The sequence below is a fragment of the Shinella sp. 20P9.1.1 genome (assembly GCF_057798995.1).
The window spans coordinates 215,928-239,047 of the sequence record NZ_JBYOLC010000003.1 but is presented as its reverse complement, the minus strand read 5'-3'; the positions used below and the strand labels follow the sequence as shown (position 1 = coordinate 239,047).

The window sequence follows — 23,120 nt, the reverse complement described above, 5'->3', positions numbered from 1 at the left end:
ATCCTCAGCGGGCGACCGGGGTCGCATAGACGGGAACGTCGGGGCGGTGCGCTGCACGCAGTTCCGCGACACGGCCGATCACCTTGGGCAGCGAGACGACGATGTGATGGCGCAGCGTCTCGGCCGCCCGGGCGATATCCTCGACATCGAGCGCGCGGAACACCGCCAGATGTTCGGCGATGAAGGGTTCGGCGGCGGGCATGCGGTGCGAGACGCCGATGATGTGCTTGCTGACATTCAGCATGAAGCGCGCGCGCCGCAGCGCGATCAGCAGCTCCCGGTTCGGGCAGTAGCCGAGGCAGGTGATGTGCAGGTCGGTTTCGAGATCGTCCATCGCCTGGACCGAGAGGTCGGGATAGGCGGCCAGCGCCTCCTCCAACCGGTCGCTCATCATGCGGCGCTCGGCCGGCGGAATGAAGGGCGCGGCCTGCATCAGCGCCACCGGCTCCAGCGCGACGCGGATATCGTGCAGGTCGCGCATGCGGCTCTCGTCGAGCGGCACCAGCGTCCAGCGCATGCGCTCGTCCTTCTCGACGATGCCGAGCGCTTCGAGCCGCGTCAACGCATCGCGCGCCACCTGCCTTCCGACGCCGCGGGCGCGCGCCAGCTCCACCTCGTTGATGCGATGGCGACCGAAGACGGAGAGATGCACCATCTCCCGCTCCAAGCTCTCATAGATCGCTTCCCAGCCCAACGCCTTGCGCAGACCCGGCGCTTCTTCGCTCAGCCCGAGCATATCAGGCGTCAGCGCCACGCGTTTCGGCCCGCTGCGCCCCTGCCCGACGAGAAAACCCCGTCCATCGAAGCGCCTGACCATGCCACCCTCTTCGAGGAGAACAAGCGCCTGACGCACCGGCGTGCGGGTGGAAGCGAAGAGGGCCGCGACCGGGCCTTCCAGCAACAGCGCGCCCTTTGGCAGTCGGCCGGCGGAAATCGCCTGCGCCAGCACGTCGCGAATGCGCAGATAGAGCGGGCTCTTGTCGAGCCCCGCCTCCGCGCTCTCAGCGCCCGCTTCCGCCAAATCCTGCCCCGTGCCGTTCATGGCGCGGACCATGGCATGAATGCACCATGCCGACAACGGTCGCGACACTAGCCGTTGCCAGCAAGGAAATTGCGTCGCACCGTCAAAAAATCGTCATTCCTTTCGTGACGTGCGGGGCGTTTTGCGCTAGGGAAACCCTCGTAAGGCTCGCAATCCGGCTTGAAGACGTCCATATGCCAGCCACATCCACCTCGAGGAATTGACCATGCCCGCATATCGCTCCCGAACCACCACCCACGGCCGCAACATGGCCGGTGCCCGCGGCCTCTGGCGCGCGACCGGCATGAAGGATTCGGATTTCGGCAAGCCGATTATCGCGGTGGTGAATTCCTTTACCCAGTTCGTGCCCGGCCACGTGCACCTGAAGGACCTCGGCCAGCTCGTCGCCCGCGAGATCGAAAAGGCCGGCGGCGTCGCCAAGGAATTCAACACGATCGCCGTCGACGACGGCATCGCCATGGGCCATGACGGCATGCTCTATTCGCTGCCGTCGCGCGAAATCATCGCCGACTCGGTCGAGTACATGGTCAATGCGCATTGCGCCGACGCCATGGTCTGCATCTCGAACTGCGACAAGATCACGCCCGGCATGCTGAATGCCGCCATGCGCCTCAACATCCCCTCCGTCTTCGTTTCCGGCGGCCCGATGGAAGCCGGCAAGGTCGTGCTGCACGGCAAGACCCATGCGCTCGACCTCGTGGACGCCATGGTCGCCGCTGCCGACGACAAGATTTCGGATGAAGACGTCCAGGTCATCGAGCGCTCCGCCTGCCCGACCTGCGGCTCGTGCTCGGGCATGTTCACGGCCAACTCGATGAACTGTCTGACCGAAGCCCTCGGCCTGTCGCTGCCGGGCAACGGCTCGACGCTCGCCACCCATGCCGACCGCAAGCGTCTGTTCGTCGAGGCCGGCCACCTGATCGTCGATCTCGCCCGCCGCTACTACGAGCAGGAAGACGAGAGCATCCTGCCGCGCAACGTCGCCAACAAGAAGGCGTTCGAAAACGCCATGTCGCTCGACGTTGCCATGGGCGGCTCGACCAATACGGTGCTGCACATCCTGGCAGCCGCCTATGAGGGCGGCATCGATTTCGACCTTGATGACATCGACCAGCTGTCGCGCCGCGTCCCCTGCCTCTCCAAGGTCGCGCCCGCCAAGCAGGACGTGCATATGGAAGACGTGCACCGCGCCGGCGGCATCATGCGCATTCTCGGTGAACTCGACCGCGGCGGCCTCATCCACCGCGACACACCGACGGTGCATGCCGAAACGCTGGGTCACGCCATCGACCGCTGGGACATCACCCGCACAACCAGCGAGACGGTGCGCACCTTCTTCCGCGCAGCACCAGGCGGCATCCCGACCCAGGTCGCCTTCAGCCAGGAAGCCCGCTGGGACGAATTGGACACCGACGGTGAAAAGGGCGTCATCCGCTCCGTCGAGCATCCGTTCTCGAAGGACGGCGGTCTTGCCGTTCTCTCGGGCAACATCGCGCTCGACGGCTGCATCGTGAAGACGGCCGGCGTCGATGAATCGATCCTGAAGTTCACCGGCCCCGCCGTCGTCTTCGAAAGCCAGGATGCGGCCGTGAAGGGCATTCTCGGCAACGAAGTGAAGGCCGGCGACGTCGTCGTCATCCGCTACGAAGGCCCGAAGGGCGGCCCCGGCATGCAGGAAATGCTCTATCCGACGAGCTACCTGAAGTCGAAGGGCCTCGGAAAGGCCTGCGCGCTCGTCACCGACGGCCGCTTCTCCGGCGGCACTTCGGGCCTGTCGATCGGCCATGCCTCGCCGGAAGCGGCGCAGGGCGGCACGATCGGCCTCGTGCGCGATGGCGACATCATCGAGATCGACATCCCCAACCGCACGATCAACCTCGCGGTTCCGGAAGCCGAACTTGCCGCCCGCCGCGCCGAACAGGACAAGCTCGGCTGGAAGCCGGCAGCGCCGCGCAAGCGCAACGTCACGACGGCGCTGAAGGCCTATGCCGCCTTCGCCGCCAGCGCCGACAAGGGCGCCGTGCGCATCCTGCCGGAATAAGCTTTTGCCGGGCGCGGAAACTTCTTCCGCGCCCGGTCTGCTTTTCAGAGGTGCTTCGTCACCTCGGGCGTGTTCCACCAGGCGTTGTTTCGCCCGTCGAAATACTGGATCGGCAACTCCGCCAGTTCGCTCTGCTCGATGTTGTCGAGGCAGGCGACGTTGATCGAAACATAATCCCCGCCGATCGCCTCGATATAGCCGTGCCCGAAGGCCGAGACGCCGCAGTTCTTGCAGAAGCGGTGATGGCCGCTCATCGTGCCGAACTGGTAGTCGCCAAGATCCGCCTCGTCACATTGCAGGCGAAAGGCATCCGGCTTGATCTGGGCGCCCCAATAGCGCTTCTTCGAGCAGATGGAGCAATTGCAGCGGCCCGTGCCGGCTGCAAGATCGATATCGGCCTCGTAGCGGATTTTTCCGCAGTGGCAGCTTCCCTTGTAGGTCTTCAGCATCGCTTTCTCCTCGCTTGCGCCGTCAGGCGTTAAATGACAATATGTTGTCAAAAGCACCATCGCAAAACGACAACATGCTGTCAATATGAATCCCGATCGTACCCCCGCCGGCGACGCCTTCGCCACCTTCGCCATTTCCGTCCTGCGCCTCGCCGGCCATTTGCAGAATGCGGGTGACGCGCTTGCCAAACCCGCCGGCCAGACGAGTGCCCGCTGGCAGGTGCTTGCCGCCGCGGACCATGCGCCGATGTCCGTGGCCGATGCCGGGCGGGCGCTTGGCATGACGCGGCAGGGCGTACAGCGCGTCGCCGACCTGCTCGAAAAGGACGGGCTCATTCTTTACACCGACAATCCCGCCCACCAGCGCGCCAAGCTGATGGCATTGACGGAAAATGGCAAGGAGGCGCTCGAAACGATCAAGGCGCGGCAGGCCGTCTGGGCCAATGCGCTGGGCGAGATACTCGGAAAAAAAGACATCGCGGAGGCAACACAAACCGTCCTCGCCGCATTGCAGGCCGTCGAGAAACAGTCCGTGCCGGACGGGTGAGGCCGGCTTGCACTTTGACACGGACCGAAAATGTTGATACCAACGCATTTGTCGAAAGCCCGAGAAGGAGGAGTTCCGAGCATGAGACCGAACCACGAGGTCGTATCCAGGGAGGAATGGCTCGACGCCCGCAAGGCGCTGTTGGCCATGGAGAAGGAGGAAACGAAGCTGCGCGACAAGGTGCGCGCCGAACGCCTCACCCTGCCCTGGGTCAAGGTCGACAAGACCTACACTTTCGAGACGCCGGAAGGCCGCAAGACGCTCGCCGAGCTGTTCGACGGCCGCAGCCAGCTCATCGTCTATCACTTTATGTATGGTCCCGAATGGGAGGCCGGCTGCCCCGGCTGCTCCTTCATGGCCGATCACATCGACGGCATGCTGCCGCATCTCAACAATCACGACGTCACGATGATCGCCGTCTCGCGCGCGCCGCTGGAAAAACTGACCGCTTACAAGAAACGCATGGGCTGGGCCTTCCCCTGGGTGTCCTCCTTCGGCAGCGATTTCAACTTCGACTACCATGTCTCCTTCACCAAGGAGGAGCTGGCGAGCGGCAAGGTGATGTACAATTACCGCGAAACGCCGTCCGCCGATGCGCATGACGAATTGCCCGGCCTCAGCGCCTTTGCCAAGGACGAGGACGGCACGGTCTATCACACCTATTCCGACTATGCCCGCGGCGGGGAGGAAGCCTTGGGCACCCTGATGATCCTCGACCGGGCACCGAAGGGCCGCAACGAGACCGGCACGCTGAGCTTCATCAAGCGCAAGGACGAGTATGCCGATGCGCCCAAGGCGCATTCCTGCTGCGACTGAACGAAGACACAAACGGGAGAACCCGCATGCACAAGGACTATGGCAAATTCTGCTGGTACGAGTTGATGACGCCGGATGTGCCCGCCGCCGAACGTTTCTATGCCTCGGTCGTCGGCTGGTCGATGCGCGATTCCGGTATGGAGGGCATGAACTACACCCTCGCCTATGCCGGTGAAAACCAGGTTGCCGGCCTGATGTCGCCACCCGCCGAAGCCGGAAAGATGCCATCGATGTGGATGGGTTATATTTTCAGCGACGATATCGAGAGCACGCTGAAGGACATCACGGCGAATGGCGGCACCGTGCATCGCCAGCCGCAGGACATTCCCGGTGTCGGCCGCTTTGCCGTCGCCGCCGATCCGCACGGGGCGATCTTCTCACTCTTTTCCACCGAGGACGAAGGCCCCGCCGATCCGGGCATGATGGAACCGCAGCGCGTCGGCTGGCACGAGTTGATGGCCGGCGATCTCGACGAGGCCTGGACCTTCTATTCGAAGACCTTCGGCTGGACGAAGGACATGGCCGTCGACATGTCGGAAGCCGGCATGGGCACGTACCAGACCTTCGCGGTCCGGGGCGGCAATTCCATCGGCGGCATGATGACGAACCCGCCCGGTTCGCCCGCCCCGCCGGTCTGGGGCTATTATTTCGTCGTCGAAGGGCTGGATGCGGCCGGAAAGCGCGTCACGGATGGCGGCGGCCAGATCCTGATGGGACCGATGGAGGTGCCCGGCGGCGCCTGGATCCTCAATTGCGCCGATCCGCAGGGCGCCCATTTCTCGCTGGTCGCGATGCACCGCTGACGAATGGCCGGTCGGCGAGCAGGCGGGGTGCCAAGGTCCCCGGCACCCCGCAGGCATTCCCGCTTGCAATCTCTCTTCGCATTGCACAAACTCCCCTCGATGGCGGCTTAAGACCGCCCGAGGGGAACTGAGAGCGTATGTCGATAAAGGCCGGTATCTACCACCTCACCCATTATATCTACGACAAACCGGTCCGCCTCGGACCCCAGATCATCCGGCTCAAGCCGGCGGCACATTCCAAGACCAAGGTCATCAGCCACTCGCTGAAGGTTTCGCCCGAAAACCACTTCGTGAACCTCCAGCAGGACCCCTACGGCAACTATCTCGCCCGCTACGTCTTTCCCGACCCGGTCACCGAGCTGAAGATCGAGGTCGATCTCGTTGCGGACATGACCGTCTACAACCCCTTTGACTTTTTCGTCGAGGAAGAGGCGGAACACTGGCCCTTCGAATACCCGGAAGAGCTGCGCGAAGACCTCAAGATCTATCGCACGCCCGAGCCGATGGATCCGGCCCTCGACGCCTTCATGAAGACGATCGACCGCACGCCAAAACAGCGCACGATCGACATGGTCGTCGGCCTCAATGCGCGGCTCCAGCAGACGGTCGGCTATGTCATCCGCATGGAGCCGGGCGTGCAGACGCCGGAACAGACGCTGACGACCGCGCTCGGCTCCTGCCGCGATTCAAGCTGGCTGCTCGTGCAGATCCTGCGCAATCTGGGTTTTGCCGCCCGCTTCGTCTCGGGCTATCTCATCCAGCTCGCCCCGGATCTGAAGGCGCTCGACGGCCCCTCCGGCACCGAGGTCGATTTCACCGACCTGCACGCCTGGTGCGAGGTCTATCTGCCCGGCGCCGGCTGGATCGGGCTCGACCCGACCTCCGGCCTGCTGACGGGCGAAAGCCACATCCCGCTTGCCGCCACGCCGCATTACCGCAATGCCGCGCCGATCAGCGGCGGCTATTTCGGCGAGGCGAACACCGAATTCGACTTTGCGATGACGGTGGACCGCGTCGCCGAGCATCCGCGCATCACGAAACCCTTCTCCGACGAAAGCTGGGAGGCGCTGAATGCGCTCGGCCGCGAGGTTGACGGCGTGCTTGCGGCCAATGATGTGCGCCTCACCATGGGCGGCGAGCCGACCTTCGTCTCCATCGACGATTTCGAATCGGGAGAATGGAACACCGAGGCCGTCGGCCCGACCAAGCGCGAGAAGGCCGACCAGCTGATCCGGCGCCTGCGCGAGCGCTTCGCCCCCGGCGGTTTCCTGCACTATGGCCAGGGCAAGTGGTATCCCGGCGAAAGCCTGCCGCGCTGGACCTTCTCGCTCTACTGGCGCAAGGACGGCAAGCCGATTTGGCACAATCCCGAGCTGATCGCCACGGAGGCCGCCGACACCGAGGTCACCGAAAAGCAGGCCGAAGCCCTCTTGGCCGGCATCGCCGCCGAACTCGATATCGAGCCGGACATGATCATCCCCGCATACGAAGACCCGGCGGAGTGGATCATCAAGGAAGGCAGCCTGCCGGAAAACGTCGATCCCTCGAATTCCAAACTCGAAAGTCCGGAAGAGCGGGCGCGTATCGCAAAGGTCTTCGAGCGGGGCCTGACGACCGCCACCGGCTACATCCTGCCGGTGCAGGCTTGGAACGCCAAGGCCGGCGGGCGGCGCTGGGTGAGCGAGAGATGGCGCACCCGCCGCGGCAAGATCTTTCTCATTCCCGGCGATTCCCCGATCGGCTTCCGCATGCCGCTCGGCACCCTGCCCTATGTGCCGCCGTCGCAATATCCCTATATCCATCAGGCCGACCCCTCGATCCCGCGCGAGCCGCTGCCCGACTACAGCGCTCCGGCAAGGACCTTGGCGCAGGCATCGCTTCGGGCAGCCGAACCCCAGCAGGACCGCAACGAACAGAATATCGCCGGATCGACCGGCGACATCCGCGGCGCTGTGCGAACCGCACTCAGCGTCGAACCGCGTGACGGCCGCCTGTGCGTCTTCATGCCGCCGGTCGAGCGCATCGAGGACTATCTCGACCTGATCGCCGCTGCGGAGAAGGCAGCCGCCGATCTCGGCCTGCCGGTCCATATCGAAGGATATGCCCCGCCGCAGGACGAGCGCATCAACGTGATGCGGGTCGCACCCGATCCCGGCGTCGTCGAGGTCAACATCCATCCCGCCGCCAACTGGCAGGACTGCGTGGCGATCACCACGGCGACCTACGAGGAAGCCCGCCTCACCCGGCTCGGCGCCGACAAATTCATGATCGATGGCCGCCACACCGGCACGGGCGGCGGTAACCATGTGGTCGTCGGCGGCGACAACCCCAACAACAGTCCGTTCCTGCGCCGGCCGGATCTTCTGAAGAGCCTCGTGCTGCACTGGCAGCGCCATCCGTCGCTCTCCTACCTGTTTTCCGGCATGTTCATCGGCCCGACGAGCCAGGCCCCACGCTTCGACGAGGCGCGGCACGATAGTCTCTACGAGCTGGAGATCGCCCTGTCGCAGGTGCCGGCGCCCAATGAGGGCGCGCCACCGCTCCCGTGGCTGGTCGACCGTCTGTTCCGCAATCTCCTGACCGACGTCACCGGCAACACGCACCGCTCGGAAATCTGCATCGACAAGCTCTTCTCGCCGGACGGACCGACCGGCCGTCTCGGCCTCGTGGAATTCCGCGGCTTCGAAATGCCGCCGAACGCCCGTATGAGCCTTGCCCAGCAGCTTCTGATCCGCGCCCTCATCGCCCGCTTCTGGCTCAACCCGGCGCAGGGCGGCTTCGTGCGCTGGGGCACGACCCTGCATGATCGTTTCATGCTGCCGCACTATGTATGGCAGGATTTCCTCGACGTGCTGGCCGACCTCCGGGCAAACGGCTTCGACCTCCGGCCCGAATGGTTTGCCGCCCAGCTCGAATTCCGCTTCCCCTTCTGCGGCGAGGTCGAATACGAGGGTGCTAATCTCGAAGTGCGCCAGGCACTGGAGCCATGGCATGTCATGGGGGAAGAGGGTGCGATCGGCGGCACCGTGCGCTATGTCGATTCGTCGGTCGAACGGCTTCAGGTGAAACTAGAGACCGCCAATCCCGAGCGCTACACCGTGGCCTGCAACGGTCGCCCGGTTCCACTGAAAAGCACGGGTACCCGTGGCGTCTCGGTCGCCGGCGTGCGCTACAAGGCGTGGCAGCCCGCATCGGGCCTGCATCCGGGGCTGCCCGTCAACACACCGCTTACTTTCGACATATATGATACATGGTCGAAGCGAGCGATCGGGGGCTGCATTTACCACGTTGCCCATCCGGGCGGACGCAACTATGACACCTTCCCGGTAAACGGAAACGAGGCCGAAGCGCGCCGGCTGGCGCGGTTCGAGCCCTGGGGGCACAGGACGGGCGGCTATCTGTTGCAGCCGGAAAATCCGCCGGCGGATTTTCCGCTGACGCTGGATCTGCGCAGGCCGCCCGGAATCTAGCCCTCTAGGAGACAGTGATTGAAGACCACGAGCGTGGAGGCAGAGCAGATCGAGGCCGAGACGGTGGAAGCGCCTGCCCGCGCCTATGCACCGCTTCCTGATGTCGCCGACGAGATGGTCGACACGCAGGGCAAGGTGCGCCCGGTGTGGCGGCACTTCCTCGCCGCGCTCGAACGCATGGACGAGGCGGACCTTGCCGGCCGCTTTGCCCGCGCCGACCGCTATCTGCGCGATGCCGGCGTCTTCTACCGCGCCTATGGCAAGGAGGCCGCCACCGATCGCGCCTGGCCGCTTTCCCACATTCCCGTGCTCATCGACGAAACCGAGTGGGAAGATCTGTCGCGCGGCCTCGTTCAGCGTGCCGAGCTGCTGGAAGCCGTCGTCGCCGATATATACGGCAAGAACGAACTGGTCGCGAATGGCCTGCTGCCCCCCGCTCTCGTCGCGTCCAACACCGAATTCCTGCGCCCCCTCGTCGGCGTGCAGCCGCATGGCCGGCATTTCCTGCACTTCGTCTCCTTCGAGATCGGCCGCGGTCCCGACGGCAACTGGTGGGTGCTTTCCGACCGCACGCAGGCCCCGTCGGGCGCCGGCTTTGCGCTGGAAAATCGCGTCGCGACGACACGCGCCTTCTCCGATGTCTATGCCGAGACCCATGCGCATCGCCTTGCCGGTTTCTTCGGCGCCTTCCGCAACACGTTGCAGGCGGAAAAGTCGGCGGAAGACCGCATCGCCGTTCTCACACCTGGCCTTGCCAACGAAACCTATTTCGAACACGCCTATATCGCGCGCTATCTGGGCTTCATGCTGCTGGAGGGCGAAGACCTGACGGTCGTCGGCGGCAAGGTCATGGTGCGCACGGTGGCGGGCCTGAAACCCGTCGGAGTGCTCTGGCGCCGCCTGGATGCCGCCTTCGCCGATCCGCTGGAGCTCAACCAGAACTCCCATATCGGCACGCCCGGCATGGTCGAGGCGCTGCGCGCCGGCTCCGTCACCTTCGTCAACGCGCTCGGCGCCGGTATCGTCGAGACGCGCGCCATGCTCGCCTTCCTGCCGAATATCTGTCGGCAGCTGCTTGGCGAGGAACAGCGCCTCCCCTCCATCGCCACCTGGTGGTGCGGCCAGAAGGAGGAGCGCGAGCACGTCGCGGCCAATATCGAGCGCATGGTCATCGGCCCGGCCTATTCGACGCGCCCCTTCTTCGACGACAACGAACAGTCCGTGCTGGGCTCGACGCTGCGCGACACGGCAAAACACTCGATCGCCGAATGGCTGGAAAGCGACGGCACCAAGCTGGTCGGCCAGGAGGCGGTAACGCTCTCCACCACGCCTGCCTTCGTCGACGGCAAGCTCGTGCCGCGGCCGATGTCGCTGCGCGTCTTCGCCGCCCGCACCCGCGATGGCTGGCAGATCATGCCCGGCGGCTTCGCCCGCATCGGCGCCGGCGACAATGTCTCGGCCATCGCCATGCAGGAAGGCGGCTCGGCAGCGGACGTCTGGATCGTCAGCCAGAAACCGGTCGAGCGCACCTCGCTCCTGCCGGCGGAAGAAGTCTTCACCCGCAATATGCCCGGCAGCCTGCCGAGCCGCGCGGCCGACAATCTGTTCTGGCTCGGCCGCTATATCGAGCGGGCGGAAGGCGCGCTGCGCATCCTGCGTGCATGGCACGGCCGCTACGCCGAATATGCCAATCCGGAGCAGCCGCTATTGAAGGATGTCAGCGACTATCTCGACGCACTCGACATCGACACGTCGGAAGCCGTGCCGTCGACCCTCATCCGCAGCATCGACAGCGCGGTCTTCTCCGCCAGCAACATCCGCGACCGTTTCTCGCCGGACGGCTGGCTGGCGCTGAACGACCTGGCGAAGACCGCACGGCGCTTCCACGTCAGCATAGAACCCGGCGACGACGCGACGCGCGCCATGACCGTGCTCCTGCGCAAGCTCGCGGGCTTTGCCGGTCTCGTGCATGAAAACATGTACCGCTTCACCGGCTGGCGCTTCCTCTCCATCGGCCGCTATCTCGAACGCGGCCTGCACATGACGCGCCTGCTCGGCCATATGTCCGGCGAGGATGCACCCGACGGCGCACTCGACATGCTGCTGGAGATCGGCGACAGCGTGATGACCCACCGCCGCCGCTACAATGTGGCGACCGCACGCCTCACCGTCACCGATCTGCTGGCGCTCGATCCGCTCAATCCGCGCTCGATCCTCTACCAGTTGAACGAGATCAAGAACGAAGTCGAGCAGCTGCCGAACGCCTATTCCAACGGCCAGATGTCGCCCTTCTACCGCGAGGCGATGCGCCTGCATGCGGGGCTCGCGGTGATGACGCCGGAAACGATGACGGATGCCGTCTATCAGCGCTTCGAGGCGGAACTCGAAAAGCTGTCGGACATCCTCGCGCAAACCTATCTGAGCTGAGCGAAAGGGAGGCGCCGAAAACCATGCTCTACGACGTCAACCTTCATATCAGCTACCTCTACGACACGCCGGTTTCCGGCGGGCGCCATATCGTGCGGGTCCTGCCGCTCTCGATCGGCGGCCGCCAGCGGCTCGTCGCCGGCACGGTCGGTGTGACGCCGGGTCCGGGCGAGCGGGTCGATCACAACGACTTCTTCGAAAACCCGATGAGCGCCATCCTCTTCCGCAATGCCCACGAGCGGCTGGATATCCGCATGCAGGCGCGCGTGCATGTCGATGTGCCGGAACCGGCCGCCGACTTTTCGCCTGGCGTCGCGGAGCTGCCGGAGGATATCGCCGGCTACTGGTCGCTCGATGCCGGCTCGCCGCACCATTATACCGGCCCGAGCCCGCGGCTGAGGGATTGCCCCGAGATCGCCGAATACGCCCGCTCGATCGCCACGCCCGGCATGACGATCCGCGCCATAGCGACGGCGATCTGCGCGCGCATCCACAAGGACTTCACCTACGATCCAAAGGCGACGAATGTCGACACGACCCCGCGCGAGGCCTTCAAGCTGAAGCGTGGCGTCTGCCAGGATTTTTCCCATGTTATGATCGTGGCGCTGCGCAGCCTCGGCATTCCCGCCGGCTATGTCAGCGGCTTCCTGCGCACCATCCCCCCGCCGGGCAAGGAGCGGCTGGAGGGGGCGGACGCCATGCATGCCTGGGTGCGCTACTGGTGCGGCCGGGTGAACGGCTGGATGGAACTCGACCCAACCAACGACATACCCGCCGGCACCGATCATATCGTCGTCGCCTATGGCCGAGATTATGCGGATGTCGCCCCCGTCATCGGTGTCCTGAAAGGATACGGGCAGCACAAAACGAGCCAGGCGGTGGATGTCATTCCGGTACGGCAAACGACGTAATCCCGATTGGAAACAGCGGGAAAACCCGGAAATTCAAGGCGTCTAAAATTTTACGAAAACTATACCACGGCCCCGAACCGTTAAATAACACTTCGTTGTTAGCTTCAGCCCACATTATGACAATGGTGGGTAAAGTCTCATGACGAAGAAGACTGAAAAACGAACCCTGATCGCGCGCCTTCTCGGTGACCGCGGCGGCAATTTCGCAATGATGACGGCCGTCGTCTGCCCGCTCATCATAGCGGCCGGCGGCGTGGCGATCGACCTCACCAAGATGGTGATGACGCGGACGACCCTGCAGGACGCAGCCGATTCCGCGGCCCTTGCCGCAGCCTCCGCACTGGCAAACGACAGCAAGAGCAAGGCGGAAGCAAAGCTCCTTGCCATGCAGTTCCTCAAGACGCAGATGAACGGCGGGGTCGCTGTCGACGAAGCCTCACAGGCCGCGAAGTCCGATAGCGACCAGCAAATCGCAACCGGCACCGACATCACCATCACGGAAACGGCGATGCTCGGCAACGGCAAGTCCTACAAGGTCGACATCTCGACGAAGTATACCGTCAAGTTCAACGCCTTTACCCGACTGCTCGGCCAGACATCGACTGTCATGAATGCCAAGAGCACGGCCGAAAGCGCGACGGAATCGAAGAACGCCCTTTCGATGTTCCTCGTGCTCGACAAGTCCGGCTCGATGGCCTGGATCACCAACGAGAAGGACAAGCTCGTCAATTCCTGCATCAACTGGACGGAATCCAACTGGGGCAACAGCAAAACCAAGCCGACCAGCCCCTGCTACGTCTCGAAGATGGCGGCCTTGAAACTCGCCGTGGCGAGCCTGTTCACGCAGTTCACGCTCGCCGATCCAACCAATACCTTCGTACGGACCGGGGCCATCTCCTATGATCTCGCAAGCTACACGCCGAGCGAACTCGCGTGGGGATCCACAGCCTCGCTCGCCTATGTCAACAAGCTGGTCGCCGACGGGGGTACCGCTTCGGGCGCGTCGATAAAAACCGCCTATGACAAGCTGAAGGCAACCACGGAAAACACCGCGCACAAGACCAAGAATGGGCAGGTGCCGACGAAATACATCGTTTTCATGACGGATGGCGCGAACAACTACTCGAGCGACGACACCAGCACCTTGGCGACCTGCGCAAGCGCGAAGAAAGACGGCATGGAGATTTACACCGTAGCCTTCATGGCACCGACCGCCGGCCAGAACCTTCTGAAGACCTGCGCGACCGACAGCTCGCACTACTTTGAAGCCACAAACATGGCCGCCCTCGTCGCCGCCTTCAAGGTGATCGGCGAGCGCACCTCCGCCGTGGTCTCCCGCCTGACGAAATAATTCGGTCTACATCCCCGAAAATCGAAACCCGCTGCAGTCTCGCAGCGGGTTTTTTTAGCATTTTCGCCGTGTTTCAGACATGTCGAAAATGCATGGGGCGTTTCTTGAAAAGGTATATTGCAAGCGCTTCGGATAGATGCATAAATTGATTTAAACGCGATTTCGGACGAACGAACGCATTGAATGCGAGGGAGCAAAGGTCACCGATGATGAACCGGGTTACCAACAACGATCTCGCGCCCGCTCTACGATCCTCAGATGTCGAACAGCTCGCGACGGAGCTGCTCGAACGCCTCAAATACCGCATCGGCAAGGACCCGAAAGTCGCCAAGCCGCATGACTGGCTGACGGCCGCGATCCTGGTTGCGCGCGACCGCATCACCGACAAATGGATGGATTCGACCCGGCGCACCTACGCGACGGGTGCCAAGCGCGTGTATTATCTATCGCTCGAGTTCCTCATCGGCCGCCTGATGCGCGATGCCATGACCAATACCGGCATCATGGAAGAAATGCGCCAGGCGCTCGCCATGCATGGCGTCGATATCGACGTCATCGCCGAGCTAGAGCCGGATGCGGCGCTGGGCAACGGCGGTCTCGGCCGTCTTGCCGCCTGTTTCATGGAATCGATGGCGACCGTCGACGTGCCGGCCTATGGCTACGGCATCCGCTATGTGCACGGCCTCTTCCGCCAGCAGATGGCGGACGGCTGGCAGGTCGAGCTGCCGGAAACCTGGCTCGCCCACGGCAATCCCTGGGAATTCGAGCGCCGCGAAAGCTCCTACGAGATCGGTTTCGGCGGCGGCGTCGAGACCATCAATATCGGCGAGGACAAGCAGCGCTTCGTCTGGAAGCCGGCCGAGCGCGTCATCGCGACAGCCTATGACACGCCGGCCGTCGGCTGGCGGGCCAAGCGCGTCAACACGTTGCGCCTGTGGGCGGCAAACCCGATCGACCCGATCCTGCTCGAAGCCTTCAATGCCGGCGATCATATCGGCGCGCTGAAGGAGAGCAACCGGGCGGAAAGCCTGACGCGCGTTCTCTACCCGGCTGATGCGACGCCGGCCGGCCAAGAGCTGCGCCTGCGCCAGGAATTCTTCTTCTGCTCCGCCTCGCTGCAGGACATCCTGCGCCGCCACCTCCAGCAATATCCAGATTTCACATCCCTGCCGGATGCCGTCGCTATCCAGCTCAACGACACGCATCCCGCGGTCTCGGTCGCCGAACTCGTGCGCCTGCTGACGGATGTGCACGGGCTCGATTTTGACGTGGCCTGGGATATCGGCCGCCGCACCTTCTCCTATACCAACCACACGCTTCTTCCCGAGGCGCTGGAAAGCTGGCCAGTGCCGCTGTTCGAGCGGCTGCTGCCCCGCCATATGCAGATCGTCTACGCGATCAACGCCAAAATCCTCGTCGAGGCGCGTAAGGACAAGGGTTTCGAGGACCAGCGCATCCGCAATATCTCGCTGATCGAAGAATCGGGCGAGCGCCGGGTGCGCATGGGCAACCTCGCCTTCGTCGGCTCCCATTCGACCAATGGCGTGTCGGCGCTGCACACCGAGCTGATGAAGGAAACGGTCTTCGCCGACCTGCACAAGCTCTATCCCGACCGCATCAACAACAAGACGAACGGCATCACGCCGCGGCGCTGGCTGATGCAGTGCAATCCGGGCCTGTTCAACCTGATCCGCGATGCGATCGGCGAAGGCTTCATGGACGATGCCGAGGCGCTAAAGGCGCTCGACGCCTTTGCCGACAACACGGATTTCCAGGCACGTTTTGCCACGATCAAGCGCGAGAACAAGAACCGCCTCGCCAATCTTGTCGGTAGCCGCATGGGCGTGCGCATCGACCCCGCGGCGATGTTCGACATCCAGATCAAGCGCATCCACGAATATAAGCGCCAGTTGCTCAACATCATCGAGGCTGTGGCACTTTATGACCAGATCCGCTCACATCCCGAACTGGACTGGGCGCCGCGTGTGAAACTCTTCGCGGGCAAGGCGGCGCCGAGCTACCACAATGCCAAGCTGATCATCAAACTCGCCAACGACGTGGCGCGGGTGATCAACAACGACCCCTCCGTGCGCGGCCTGCTCAAGGTGGTCTTCGTGCCGAACTACAATGTCTCGCTGGCCGAGATCATGGTTCCCGCCGCCGACCTCTCCGAGCAGATTTCCACCGCCGGCATGGAAGCCTCGGGCACCGGCAACATGAAGTTCGCGCTGAACGGTGCGTTGACGATCGGTACGCTCGACGGCGCCAATGTCGAGATGCGCGACCATGTCGGCGAGGAAAACATCGTGATCTTCGGCATGACCGCCGAGGAAGTGGCGAAGGTCCGGGCCGAAGGGCACAATCCGCGCGCCATCATCGAGCAGTCGAAGGAATTGTCGCAGGCGCTCGCCGCGATCTCCTCCGGCGTGTTTTCGCCCGATGACCGCAACCGGTTCACCGGTCTCGTCGACGGCATCTACAATCACGACTGGTTCATGGTGGCGGCCGATTTCGACGCCTATGCCAAGGCCCAGCGCCAGGTCGACGGCATCTGGGCGGACAAAACTGCCTGGTTTTCGAAGACGATACGGAACACAGCCCGCATGGGTTGGTTCTCCTCCGACCGCACCATTCGCCAATACGCCAAGGAAATCTGGAGAGCCTGATGACCGCACCGCCGAACAAAGGCACGACGGAACGACCGTCAGAGCACCTGGCGAAAGCGGACATCGACGCGATATTGGAAAGCCGGCACTGGGACCCGTTCGCAGTGCTAGGCGTCCATGCGGTGGGCGGCAAATCTGCCGCCGGCGACACCTACGTCGCCCGCTGCTTCCTGCCGGGCGCTGCCGAGGTGACGGCAGAAACGCTGTCGGGCAAGGTGATCGGCACGCTCACCCAGGTCGATCCGGCGGGCATCTTTGCCGGCGAGATTGCGGTGAAGAAACTCCAGCCGATCCGCTACCGCGCCCGCAATGACGGCGGCGAATGGGTTGTCATAGATCCCTACAGTTTCGGTCCGGTTCTCGGGCCGATGGACGACTACTATATCCGCGAAGGCTCGCATCTCAGGCTCTTCGACAAGCTCGGCGCCCATCCGATGACGCTCGACGGCATCGACGGTTTCCACTTCGCCGTCTGGGCGCCGAACGCCAAGCGCGTCTCCGTCGTCGGCAATTTCAACGAATGGGACGGGCGGCGCAATGCCATGCGCCTTCGCCGCGACACCGGCATCTGGGAGATTTTTCTCCCCGGCATCACCGAAGGCCATGCCTACAAATACGAGATCGTCGGCATCGATGGCGAAGTCCTGCCGCTCAAGGCGGATCCCTTCGCCCGCCGCTCGGAACTGCGCCCCAACAACGCCTCGATGACGACGGGGCCGATCGAGCAGGACTGGGAGGACGAGGCGCATCTTGCGCATTGGGCGAGCACGGACGCCCGCCGCCAGCCGATCTCCATCTACGAGGTCCATGCCGGCTCCTGGCAGCGCAACGCTGCCGGCGAGTTCCTCACCTGGGACGAGCTTGCCGACCGGCTGATCCCCTATTGCGTCGACATGGGCTTCACCCATATCGAATTCCTGCCGATCTCGGAATTCCCCTTCGATCCGTCCTGGGGCTACCAGACGACCGGCCTCTATGCGCCGACCGCGCGCTTCGGCGAGCCGGAGGGCTTTGCTCGCTTCGTCAACGGCTGCCACAAGGTCGGCATCGGCGTCATCCTCGACTGGGTGCCCGCCCATTTCCCGACGGACGCGCATGGCCTGGGCAAGTTCGACGGCACGGCGCTCTACGAGCACGAGGACCCGCGCCAGGGCTTCCATCCGGACTGGAACACCGCGATCTACAATTTCGGGCGCGCGGAAGTGCTCTCCTACCTCATCAACAACGCGCTCTACTGGTCGGAGAAGTTCCATCTCGACGGGCTGCGCGTCGATGCGGTCGCCTCGATGCTCTATCTCGACTATTCGCGCAAACATGGCGAATGGGTGCCGAACGAATATGGCGGCAACGAGAACCTGGCCGCCGTGCGCTTCCTGCAGGAGATGAATGCCCGCGTCTATGCCGCCCATCCCGGCATCCTGACGATCGCCGAAGAATCCACCTCCTGGCCGAAGGTCTCCGCCCCCGTGCATGACGGCGGCCTCGGCTTCGGCTTCAAGTGGAACATGGGCTTCATGCACGACACGCTGCAATATCTGTCGCGCGAGCCGGTGCATCGCAAGTTCCACCACAACGACATGACCTTCGGCCTGATCTATGCCTTCTCGGAGAACTTCGTTCTGCCGCTCAGCCACGACGAAGTGGTGCACGGCAAAGGCTCGCTGATCGCCAAGATGGCCGGCGACGACTGGCAGAAGTTCGCCAACCTGCGCGCCTATTACGGTTTCATGTGGGGCTATCCCGGCAAGAAGCTCCTGTTCATGGGCCAGGAATTCGCCCAGTGGCAGGAATGGAACGAAGCCAAGTCGCTCGACTGGAACCTCTTGGAATATCCGCTGCACGAGGGTATGCGCCGGCTGGTGCGTGACCTGAACGGCACCTATCGCCGCAAGGCCGCACTCCATGCGCGCGACTGCGAGGGCGACGGCTTCGAATGGCTGATCGCCGACGACCGCGAGAACTCGGTCTTCGCCTGGCTGCGCAAGGCGCCCGGCGAAAAGCCGATCGCCGTCATCACCAACTTCACACCCGTCTATCGCGAGGGCTACGCCGTGCCGCTGCCGTCGGAGGGGAGGTGGCGCGAGATACTCAACACCGATGCCGAGATCTACGGCGGTTCCGGCAAGGGCAACGGCGGCGCCGTCGAGGCGACAAAGCACGGCAACGGAAGAATAGCAGCCACCATCACCCTGCCGCCGCTGGCGACGGTGATGTTCGAGCTGGACGTATAACAGAGCTGGGAGGCGACACTATGGAGCAAAAGCGTATTCAACCCCTCGCCCGTGACGCGATGGCCTATGTCCTGGCCGGCGGACGGGGAAGCCGCCTCAAGGAGCTGACCGACCGCCGCGCCAAGCCGGCCGTGCATTTCGGCGGCAAGGCCCGCATCATCGATTTCGCGCTCTCCAATGCGCTGAACTCCGGTATCCGCCGCATCGGGGTCGCCACCCAGTACAAGGCCCATTCGCTGATCCGCCACATGCAGCGTGGCTGGAACTTCTTCCGCCCCGAACGAAACGAAAGCTTCGATATCCTGCCGGCCTCGCAGCGCGTCTCCGAGACGCAGTGGTATGAGGGCACGGCCGACGCCGTCTACCAGAACATCGACATCATCGAGGATTACGGCGTCGAATACATGGTCATCCTGGCCGGCGACCATATTTACAAGATGGACTACGAGCTGATGCTCCAGCAGCACGTCGATTCCGGCGCGCAGGTCACCATCGGCTGCCTGGAAGTGCCGCGCATGGAGGCGACCGGCTTCGGCGTCATGCATGTAGACGAAAAGGACCAGATCATCGCCTTCGTGGAAAAGCCGGCCGACCCGCCGGGCATTCCCGGCAATCCTGACTTCGCGCTCGCCTCCATGGGCATCTACGTCTTCCACACCAAGTTCCTGATGGACCTCTTGCGCCGCGACGCCGCCGACCCGACGTCGAGCCGCGACTTCGGCAAGGACATCATCCCCTATATCGTGCAGAACGGCAAAGCCGTCGCCCACCGCTTTAATTCCTCTTGCGTGCGCTCGAACTTCGAGCGCGAAGCCTACTGGCGCGACGTCGGCACGATCGACGCCTACTGGCAGGCCAATATCGACCTGACCCACATCACCCCGGAACTCGACATCTACGACAGCTCCTGGCCGATCTGGACCTTCGCCGAGATCAAGCCGCCGGCCAAGTTCGTGCATGACGACGAGAACCGCCGCGGATCTGCGACCTCCTCGCTGGTCTCGGGCGACTGCATCATCTCCGGCGCCTCGCTGAACCGCAGCATGCTGTTCACCGGCGTCAGGGCGAATTCCTATTCGCGCCTGGAAGGGGCCGTCGTGCTGCCGAACGTCATGATCGGCCGGCATGCCAATCTCAAGAACGTCGTCATCGACAGCCGCGTCGTCATCCCCGAAGGCCTCGTCGTCGGCGAGGACCCGGAACTCGATGCCCGCCGCTTCCGCCGCTCGGAGAACGGCATCTGCCTCATCACCCAACCGATGATCGACAAGCTGGAGCTCTAGCCGGGTCATGAACATCCTTTCGGTGGCATCCGAAGTATTCCCGCTCATCAAGACGGGAGGCCTCGCCGACGTCGCCGGCGCGCTGCCGATCGCGCTTGCCGGGCATGGCATGCACATGCGCACGCTCATGCCCGGTTATCCCGCGGTCATGCAGCGGCTGGGCGCGGTCGAGGTGGTCGCCGGTTTCGACGACCTGCTCGGCGAACCGGCGCGCATCCTCGCCGCCACGCATGAGGGCCTCGATATCCTCGTGCTCGACGCCCCGGCCTATTACGACCGGCCGGGCGGCCCCTATGTGGATGCCACGGGAAAGGATTTCACCGACAACTGGCGGCGCTTCGCCGCACTTTCCTTTGCGGGCGCCGAAATCGCTCGCGGCCTGCTGCCCGACTGGCGGCCGGATATCGTGCACGCCCATGACTGGCAGGCGGCGATGACCGCCGTCTACATGCGCTATACCGGGTTGCAGCACATTCCCACCGTCATCACCGTGCACAACCTCGCCTTCCAGGGCCAGTTCGGCGCCGATATCTTCGCGGGGCTTGCCCTGCCGCCCGAGGCCTTCACGATGGACGGGCTCGAATATTACGGCGATGTCGGCTATCTCAAGGGCGGGCTCCGCACCGCCTGGTCGATCACCACGGTCAGCCCGACCTATGCGCACGAGATCATGACGGCGGAATACGGCATGGGCCTCGAAGGCCTCATGAACGCCCGCTCCAACGATCTCATCGGTATCGTCAACGGCATCGACACCGCCGTGTGGAACCCGGAGACCGACGCCAATATCGCCCGCCCCTATGCCGCCGGCTCGCTGAAGCAGCGCTCCGTCAACCGGCAGGCCGTCGCCGAGCGTTTCAGCCTGGAGGACGACACCGGCCCTATCTTCTGCATCATCAGCCGTCTCACATGGCAGAAGGGCATCGATCTGATCGCCGAGGTCGCCGACTGGATCGTCGAGCAGGGCGGCAAGCTTGCCGTGCTCGGTTCCGGCGACCAGGCGCTGGAGGGCGCGCTGCTGGCCGCAGCCTCCCGCCATCGCGGCCGCATCGGCATCGTCATCGGCTATAACGAACCGCTGTCGCACCTCATGCAGGCCGGCAGCGACGCCATCCTCATCCCCTCACGCTTCGAGCCCTGCGGGCTGACCCAGCTCTACGGCCTGCGCTACGGCTGCATTCCCGTCGTCGCGCGTACCGGCGGGCTTGCCGATACGGTCATCGACGCCAACGAAGCCGCCCTTTCCGCCCGCGTCGCCACCGGCTTCCAGTTCACGCCGGTCAACGCCGACGGGCTTCGCCAGGCGCTACGCCGAGTGTTCAAAGCCTATAACGAGCCGAAAATCTGGGGCCGCATCCAGAACCAGGGCATGAAGTCCGACGTTTCCTGGGAAAACAGCGCCGCGCGCTATGCCGACCTCTATTCCAGCCTTCTTTCGCGAGTGTAAGCCATGACCATCAAGACCGTCTCGACCACGCCCTACAGCGACCAGAAGCCCGGCACGTCGGGCCTGCGCAAGAAGGTTCCCGTCTTCCAGCAGAAGAACTATGCGGAGAACTTCATCCAGTCGATCTTCGACAGCCTAGAGGGGTTTGCGGGCCAGACGCTGGTTATCGGCGGCGACGGCCGTTACTACAACCGCGAGGTCATCCAGCTCGCCATCAAGATGGCGGCCGCCAACGGCTTCGGCCGCGTGCTTGTCGGCCGCGGCGGCATCCTCTCGACGCCCGCCGCCTCCAACGTCATCCGCAAATACCAGGCCTTCGGCGGCATCGTGCTCTCGGCCAGCCACAATCCCGGCGGCCCGACGGAAGACTTCGGCATCAAGTACAATATCGGAAATGGCGGCCCGGCACCGGAAAAGATCACCGACGCCATCTTCGCCCGCACCAAGGTCATCGACAGCTACAGGATCGCCGAAGCCGACGATCTCAACCTCGACATCGAAGGCAGCCACGAGATCGAGGGCATGACGGTCACCGTCATCGATCCCGTCGCCGACTATGCCGCGCTGATGGAGAGCCTGTTCGACTTCGACGCCATCCGCACGCTGCTGGCCGGCGGCTTCCGCATCGTCTTCGACGCGATGAGCGCCGTAACCGGCCCCTATGCCAAGGAAATCCTGGAAAACCGCCTCGGCGCCGCCAAGGGCTCGGTGCTCAACTTCATGCCGCTGCCCGACTTCGGCGGCCATCATCCCGACCCCAACCTCGTGCATGCCCGCGCCCTCTACGAGACCATGATGGCCGAGGATGCGCCCGACTTCGGTGCGGCCTCCGACGGCGACGGCGACCGCAACCTGATCATCGGCAAGGGCATCTTCGTGACACCCTCCGACAGCCTGGCAATGCTCGCCGCCAACGCCCATCTCGCCCCCGGCTATGCCAAGGGCCTTGCCGGCATCGCCCGCTCCATGCCGACCTCGGGTGCGGCCGACCGCGTTGCCGAAAAACTCGGCATCGGCCTCTACGAAACGCCGACCGGCTGGAAATTCTTCGGCAACTTGCTCGATGCTGGCCTCGCTACGATCTGCGGCGAGGAAAGCGCCGGCACCGGCTCCAACCACGTGCGCGAGAAGGACGGTCTGTGGGCCGTGCTGCTCTGGCTCAACATTCTCGCCGTGCGCAAGGAAAGCGTGCTCGCCATCGTCGAACAGCACTGGGCGACCTATGGGCGGAACTACTATTCCCGCCACGACTACGAGGAAGTCGATACCGACGCAGCCAACGGCCTGATGGCCAACCTGCGCGACCAGCTCGCCACCCTGCCCGGCAAATCCTTCGGCGCGCTCACCGTCGAGACGGCGGACGATTTCGCCTACAACGACCCCGTCGACCAGTCCGTCTCCAAAAACCAGGGCATCCGCATCCTCTTCAAAGGCGGCTCCCGCGTCGTCTTCCGCCTTTCCGGCACCGGCACGTCGGGCGCGACGCTGCGCGTCTATATCGAGCGCTTCGAGCCCGATCCCAAACGCCACGACATCGACACGCAGGAAGCGCTCGCCGACCTCATCGCCGTCGCAGACGAGATCGCTGGCATCAAGACGCGAACCGGACGCACACAGCCAACGGTGATCACCTGAC

Annotated in this window: 15 protein-coding genes; 13 read left to right on the top strand and 2 right to left on the bottom strand. The window is 63.9% G+C overall.

All coding sequences use genetic code 11. The features are described from left to right. Positions 1-4: 4 nt before the first annotated feature. Positions 5-1,054, bottom strand: coding sequence for a GntR family transcriptional regulator (locus AC27VQ_RS07045; RefSeq protein ID WP_488715741.1), 1,050 nt, complete (start codon positions 1,052-1,054; stop codon positions 5-7). A 193-nt stretch (positions 1,055-1,247) separates the two neighbouring features. Between AC27VQ_RS07045 and ilvD the strand changes: the two genes are divergently transcribed. Continuing rightward, positions 1,248-3,083, top strand: coding sequence for a dihydroxy-acid dehydratase (gene ilvD / locus AC27VQ_RS07040; protein ID WP_488715740.1), 1,836 nt, complete (start codon positions 1,248-1,250; stop codon positions 3,081-3,083). A gap of 44 nt (positions 3,084-3,127) precedes the next feature. On the opposite strand, the gene AC27VQ_RS07035 is transcribed toward ilvD, so the two are convergent. After that, positions 3,128-3,532 carry a GFA family protein gene (locus tag AC27VQ_RS07035; RefSeq protein WP_313521848.1) on the bottom strand — a complete coding sequence of 135 codons (405 nt, stop codon included), beginning with the start codon at positions 3,530-3,532 and terminating at the stop codon, positions 3,128-3,130. Between the two features lie 85 nt (positions 3,533-3,617). Between AC27VQ_RS07035 and AC27VQ_RS07030 the strand changes: the two genes are divergently transcribed. The 12 genes from AC27VQ_RS07030 to AC27VQ_RS06975 all read left to right on the top strand — a co-directional run bounded on the left by AC27VQ_RS07030 (position 3,618) and on the right by AC27VQ_RS06975 (position 23,119). Further along, positions 3,618-4,079 (top strand): MarR family winged helix-turn-helix transcriptional regulator, encoded by a 462-nt coding sequence (locus AC27VQ_RS07030; protein WP_488715739.1) that lies wholly within the window; start codon positions 3,618-3,620, stop codon positions 4,077-4,079. A gap of 81 nt (positions 4,080-4,160) precedes the next feature. Continuing rightward, positions 4,161-4,895, top strand: coding sequence for a DUF899 domain-containing protein (locus AC27VQ_RS07025; RefSeq protein WP_488715738.1), 735 nt, complete (start codon positions 4,161-4,163; stop codon positions 4,893-4,895). Positions 4,896-4,921: 26 nt separating this feature from the next. After that, the gene (locus AC27VQ_RS07020; protein WP_488715737.1) at positions 4,922-5,698 is read left to right on the top strand and encodes a VOC family protein; all 777 of its coding nucleotides are present in this window, start codon (positions 4,922-4,924) and stop codon (positions 5,696-5,698) included. A gap of 137 nt (positions 5,699-5,835) precedes the next feature. Next, positions 5,836-9,168 carry a transglutaminase family protein gene (locus tag AC27VQ_RS07015; protein WP_488715736.1) on the top strand — a complete coding sequence of 1,111 codons (3,333 nt, stop codon included), beginning with the start codon at positions 5,836-5,838 and terminating at the stop codon, positions 9,166-9,168. An 18-nt stretch (positions 9,169-9,186) separates the two neighbouring features. After that, entirely contained in the window at positions 9,187-11,595 is a 2,409-nt protein-coding gene (locus tag AC27VQ_RS07010) for a circularly permuted type 2 ATP-grasp protein (RefSeq protein ID WP_488715735.1), read from the top strand. Positions 11,596-11,618: 23 nt separating this feature from the next. Next, complete coding sequence (locus AC27VQ_RS07005) at positions 11,619-12,506, top strand: transglutaminase family protein (RefSeq protein ID WP_488715734.1); 888 nt, start codon at positions 11,619-11,621, stop codon at positions 12,504-12,506. A gap of 139 nt (positions 12,507-12,645) precedes the next feature. Beyond that, entirely contained in the window at positions 12,646-13,857 is a 1,212-nt protein-coding gene (locus AC27VQ_RS07000) for a pilus assembly protein TadG-related protein (protein WP_488715733.1), read from the top strand. A gap of 206 nt (positions 13,858-14,063) precedes the next feature. Next, a complete protein-coding gene (locus AC27VQ_RS06995; protein WP_409530303.1) occupies positions 14,064-16,523 on the top strand; it encodes a glycogen/starch/alpha-glucan phosphorylase in 2,460 nt (819 codons plus the stop codon). Then, complete coding sequence (gene glgB / locus AC27VQ_RS06990; protein WP_488715732.1) at positions 16,523-18,754, top strand: 1,4-alpha-glucan branching protein GlgB; 2,232 nt, start codon at positions 16,523-16,525, stop codon at positions 18,752-18,754. The genes AC27VQ_RS06995 and glgB overlap by 1 nt, the downstream gene beginning before the upstream one ends. Before the next feature lie 20 nt (positions 18,755-18,774). Beyond that, entirely contained in the window at positions 18,775-20,037 is a 1,263-nt protein-coding gene (gene glgC, locus AC27VQ_RS06985) for a glucose-1-phosphate adenylyltransferase (protein WP_313521832.1), read from the top strand. 7 nt (positions 20,038-20,044) lie between these two features. After that, complete coding sequence (gene glgA, locus AC27VQ_RS06980; RefSeq protein WP_313521830.1) at positions 20,045-21,484, top strand: glycogen synthase GlgA; 1,440 nt, start codon at positions 20,045-20,047, stop codon at positions 21,482-21,484. Positions 21,485-21,487: 3 nt separating this feature from the next. After that, the gene (locus AC27VQ_RS06975; RefSeq protein ID WP_488715731.1) at positions 21,488-23,119 is read left to right on the top strand and encodes an alpha-D-glucose phosphate-specific phosphoglucomutase; all 1,632 of its coding nucleotides are present in this window, start codon (positions 21,488-21,490) and stop codon (positions 23,117-23,119) included. Position 23,120: the final 1 nt, after the last annotated feature.

What these genes read in the sequence shown, in the direction of transcription:
- AC27VQ_RS07045 (WP_488715741.1), bottom strand. Translation starts at nt 1,054, where the DNA reads ATGGTCCGCGCCATGAACGGCACGGGGCAGGATTTGGCGGAAGCGGGC.
- ilvD (WP_488715740.1), top strand. Translation starts at nt 1,248, where the DNA reads ATGCCCGCATATCGCTCCCGAACCACCACCCACGGCCGCAACATGGCC.
- AC27VQ_RS07035 (WP_313521848.1), bottom strand. Translation starts at nt 3,532, where the DNA reads ATGCTGAAGACCTACAAGGGAAGCTGCCACTGCGGAAAAATCCGCTAC.
- AC27VQ_RS07030 (WP_488715739.1), top strand. Translation starts at nt 3,618, where the DNA reads ATGAATCCCGATCGTACCCCCGCCGGCGACGCCTTCGCCACCTTCGCC.
- AC27VQ_RS07025 (WP_488715738.1), top strand. Translation starts at nt 4,161, where the DNA reads ATGAGACCGAACCACGAGGTCGTATCCAGGGAGGAATGGCTCGACGCC.
- AC27VQ_RS07020 (WP_488715737.1), top strand. Translation starts at nt 4,922, where the DNA reads ATGCACAAGGACTATGGCAAATTCTGCTGGTACGAGTTGATGACGCCG.
- AC27VQ_RS07015 (WP_488715736.1), top strand. Translation starts at nt 5,836, where the DNA reads ATGTCGATAAAGGCCGGTATCTACCACCTCACCCATTATATCTACGAC.
- AC27VQ_RS07005 (WP_488715734.1), top strand. Translation starts at nt 11,619, where the DNA reads ATGCTCTACGACGTCAACCTTCATATCAGCTACCTCTACGACACGCCG.
- AC27VQ_RS07000 (WP_488715733.1), top strand. Translation starts at nt 12,646, where the DNA reads ATGACGAAGAAGACTGAAAAACGAACCCTGATCGCGCGCCTTCTCGGT.
- AC27VQ_RS06995 (WP_409530303.1), top strand. Translation starts at nt 14,064, where the DNA reads ATGATGAACCGGGTTACCAACAACGATCTCGCGCCCGCTCTACGATCC.
- glgB (WP_488715732.1), top strand. Translation starts at nt 16,523, where the DNA reads ATGACCGCACCGCCGAACAAAGGCACGACGGAACGACCGTCAGAGCAC.
- glgC (WP_313521832.1), top strand. Translation starts at nt 18,775, where the DNA reads ATGGAGCAAAAGCGTATTCAACCCCTCGCCCGTGACGCGATGGCCTAT.
- glgA (WP_313521830.1), top strand. Translation starts at nt 20,045, where the DNA reads ATGAACATCCTTTCGGTGGCATCCGAAGTATTCCCGCTCATCAAGACG.
- AC27VQ_RS06975 (WP_488715731.1), top strand. Translation starts at nt 21,488, where the DNA reads ATGACCATCAAGACCGTCTCGACCACGCCCTACAGCGACCAGAAGCCC.